The following is a 2,530-nucleotide window of genomic DNA, read 5'->3' as shown; positions in this document are numbered from 1 at the left end:
GCGCGATCGCACTGTGGCCCAGCCGGCAGCACGTCGACATCCCGATGCCGTTCCAGAACGCGGCCGGCGGCGCGGTGAGCACCCAGGCCGGGCATGTGCTGTCCAGCGGCATGGGTGACTGCGGCAGCCCGTCGGTCAGCCAGGTCCTCACCACCGCGCCGCAGCCGGCGCCCCCGGGCGCGGGCCGCTGCGTGCTGACACAGGTGGCGATCGATTCCGGCCCCAACACCGGGGCCAACACGTTGCTGGAGTCCTCCCCCGGCCCCGGCCAGCCCAAATTCGCGGTGGGAGACCACATTCGGCTCGTCCGCCAGGTCGACGACCAGGGCGCCACCAGCTACGCGTTCTACGACTTCGAACGCGGCTGGTCGCTGGTTGCCCTGGCCGTCGCGTTCGCGGTGGTGATCGTGGCGGTGGCCCGCTGGCGGGGGCTGCTCGCGCTGGTAGGTATCGGGGTCGCGTTCTTGGTCCTGGTGGTGTTCTTGCTGCCGGCCCTGCGCGACGGCGCGCCCGCGGTTCCGGTGGCGTTGGTGGGCGCCGCGGCGATCCTGTATGCGGTCATCTATCTGGCCCACGGCGTGAGCCTGCGGACCAGCGCCGCGCTGCTGGGTACGCTGACGTCGCTGTTGCTGGCGGCGGGGTTGTCTTGGGCCGCAATCGAACTGGCGCACCTGACCGGCTTGTCCGACGACCAGAACGCCACCGTCAGCGCGTACCTGGGCAACGTGTCGATCAGCGGCCTGCTGCTCGCCGGCTTCATCATCGGATCGCTGGGTGTGCTCAACGACGTGACGGTGACCCAGGCCTCCACGGTGTTCGAGCTGGCCCACCTCGGCGGGTCGCGGCGCGGGATCTTCCTGGGCGCCATCCGGGTTGGCCGCGATCACATCGCCAGCACGGTGTACACGCTGGTGCTGGCCTACGCGGGGAGCTCGCTGCCGCTGCTGCTGTTGTTCAGCGTGGCCAACCGTTCACTGACCGACGTGCTGACGGGCGAGAGCGTGGCCATCGAGATCGCCCGGTCCGCGGTGGGCGGCATCGCGCTGGCGCTGTCGGTGCCGCTGACGACGGCGATCGCCACTGCGCTGGCCAAGCCTAGTGAAACCGGCTCCGCTCCAACAGATCCAGCAGATAGCCACCATAGCCTGACTTGAGTAGGGTGTGGGCGCGCTGGGCCAGCTGTTCGTCGGTGATCCAGCCCTGCTGCCACGCCACTTCCTCGGGAACGCTGACCTTCAGGCCTTGCCGTCGTTCCAGCGTCCGCACGAAGTCGCTGGCGTCCAGCAGGGAGTCGAACGTTCCGGTGTCGAGCCAGGCCGTTCCGCGGGCCATCACCTCGACCGACAGCTTGCCGCGGCTCAGATAGATCTGGTTGACCTCGGTGATCTCGTACTCACCGCGCGCCGACTTCTTCAGACCCTTGGCGATCTCGATCACGTCGTTGTCGTAGAAATACAAACCCGGGACCGCGTAATTGGATTTCGGCGTCTGGGGTTTCTCCTCCAGCGACAGCGCCATGCCGTCGTCGCTGAACTCGACCACACCGTACGCCGACGGGTTGGCCACCCAATACGCGAAAACCGCTCCGCCGCTGATGGTTTGGAAGCGGCTCAGGCTCGTTCCCAATCCGGGTCCGTAGAAGATGTTGTCCCCCAACACCAACGCCACCGAGTCGGTGCCGATGTGGTCTGCGCCGAGGACGAACGCCTGGGCCAGGCCGTCGGGCCGCTCCTGCGTCACGTAACTGATGTCGATCCCGAACTGCGAACCGTCGCCCAGAAGCCGCTCAAAGCCCGCCGCGTCGTGCGGCGTGGTGATCACCAGGATGTCCCGGATCCCGGCCATCATCAGCGTGGACAGCGGGTAGTAGACCATCGGCTTGTCGTACACCGGCAACAGCTGCTTGCTGATGCCCACGGTGATCGGGTGCAACCGAGTGCCCGAGCCGCCGGCCAAGATGATGCCGCGCATGACTGGCTCCCCTATCCACGATTAATTGACGAGGTCGGATTCGGTGAGTTCCGTGGCCGCCAGCGCGGACGCCAGGTCGTCGTGCCGGAAGACGGACGTGACATGGTCGTGGACCACCCGGAACGCCGACGCGGCGGTCGTCACGGCGCCGGGGTCGTCCTGGGCGCTCATCTTCTGCTCGACGACCACGACACCGTCGTGCACGTACATCCGGCCAAGTTCGGCAGTGCCGCGGGGGGAAGCGGCCCACCGGCGCAGCGCGTCGTGGCCCTGCGCCGCGCCGTTCGCGTCACCGATCTCGATGTCGTCGCTGGACAGGGCCACCAGGGTTTCCAGGTCGGACGCGTTGAGCGCGTCGTGCCAAGCCAGGACGGTGGCGATCTCCGAAGTGGTCATGATGTGCAAGTTACCGTGTGGGCTCGTGGCTAGAGCGGGGTACGGTCCAGCCAGGTCTGCCAGACCGCGTCGTCGCCGAACAGCTCGATGTCCGTGTCGGCGAGCGGCACCCGGCGCACGATGGCCAGCAGCAGCTCGGTCGCCGCACCCCGCAGCGCCGCGG

Annotated in this window: 3 protein-coding genes and 1 pseudogene; 1 reads left to right on the top strand and 3 read right to left on the bottom strand. The window is 67.9% G+C overall.

Annotated features, from left to right (window positions below):
* Nucleotides 1-1,154, top strand: a 1,154-nt coding sequence (locus A5695_RS23515; protein WP_068088083.1) for a YibE/F family protein, incomplete at its 5' end; no start/stop codon positions are given.
* On the opposite strand, the gene rfbA is transcribed toward A5695_RS23515, so the two are convergent.
* The 3 genes and pseudogenes from rfbA to A5695_RS29905 all read right to left on the bottom strand — a co-directional run.
* On the bottom strand, nucleotides 1,096-1,971 hold the full coding sequence (gene rfbA / locus A5695_RS23510) for a glucose-1-phosphate thymidylyltransferase RfbA (RefSeq protein WP_068088078.1): 876 nt from the start codon (nucleotides 1,969-1,971) through the stop codon (nucleotides 1,096-1,098). The two genes, A5695_RS23515 and rfbA, sit on opposite strands and share 59 nt — an antisense overlap.
* 21 nt (nucleotides 1,972-1,992) lie before the next feature.
* Complete coding sequence (locus tag A5695_RS23505) at nucleotides 1,993-2,367, bottom strand: nuclear transport factor 2 family protein (protein ID WP_068088080.1); 375 nt, start codon at nucleotides 2,365-2,367, stop codon at nucleotides 1,993-1,995.
* Nucleotides 2,368-2,396: 29 nt separating this feature from the next.
* Nucleotides 2,397-2,530 (bottom strand): annotated as a pseudogene (locus tag A5695_RS29905) (hypothetical protein); the annotation flags it as partial.

The organism is Mycobacterium sp. E1747 (assembly GCF_001667775.1).
GTDB lineage: Bacteria > Actinomycetota > Actinomycetes > Mycobacteriales > Mycobacteriaceae > Mycobacterium.
This window is presented reverse-complemented; position numbering and strand designations above follow the sequence as displayed.

Coding starts and splice junctions, on each gene's coding strand:
- rfbA (WP_068088078.1), bottom strand. CDS start 1,971: ATGCGCGGCATCATCTTGGCCGGCGGCTCGGGCACTCGGTTGCACCCG.
- A5695_RS23505 (WP_068088080.1), bottom strand. CDS start 2,367: ATGACCACTTCGGAGATCGCCACCGTCCTGGCTTGGCACGACGCGCTC.